The sequence below is a fragment of the Pseudomonas sp. 43(2021) genome (assembly GCF_017490805.1).
Classification (GTDB): Bacteria; Pseudomonadota; Gammaproteobacteria; order Pseudomonadales; family Pseudomonadaceae; genus Aquipseudomonas.
In genome coordinates this window covers 1-701 of sequence record NZ_JAFGYJ010000117.1, presented here as the reverse complement: position 1 = coordinate 701, position 701 = coordinate 1, and the positions used below count along the sequence as shown (strand labels likewise).

Sequence of the window (701 nt, the reverse complement as noted above, 5' to 3'; positions counted from 1 at the left end):
AGATCGGGCTGGCCGAATAGCCGCCATAGCGCTTGCCCTTCCATGCCTTCAATACCTGCGGGTCGCTCATCGGCAGGTACACCAGGGTAATGCCGTCAGACGTATCGAAGGGCAGATGCCGAAAGCCGATGCGCTGATCGATGCTCACCACCAGATCAGGCACGATGCCGTGTTCGCGCAACGGTCGATAAGCGGTATCAACACAGATGAACAACGGCCGCTCGGCACGCTGACGAATCGCCGCCAGCCGCTCGAAATGCTGCTCCAGCGTCGGGCCGGTGGCGATCACGTAGATTTCACGTCCAGCGCAACTGCCGAACAGCTGCGCGACATCGGCATCGCCAAGCAGCACCGGCAGACATTCCTGCAAGCGTTGCTGGATTTGTGGCGACTGCGGATCGAAATCGCGATTGTTGAATGTCAGGTGCACTTCATTGGTCAGCCGGTCGCGGATCTTCGCGTTGAAGTCATCGGCCAGCAGCATCTCGGCCGGCAAGGCAAAGAATGGCGTGAAGAAGTCAGGATGATCACCGGCGTAAAACAGTTCGACCCGAGGATCCTGCAGCCACTGGCGCTGATCGAGCAGTTGCAGTACCAGCGCGAACAGCGCGCCGTTGAGGATGTGCACGTACAGTTTTTCCAGGTCTGCGCGATCGAGCAGCACGCCGGGCAAATCGCCCAGGCCGGTGCCATAGACATGC

1 protein-coding gene is annotated in these 701 nt (G+C 59.8%); it reads right to left on the bottom strand.

What is annotated here, in order from left to right:
- Positions 1-701: 6-hydroxymethylpterin diphosphokinase MptE-like protein (locus J5M71_RS26265; protein ID WP_207838375.1), on the bottom strand; the 701-nt coding region annotated here is incomplete at both ends.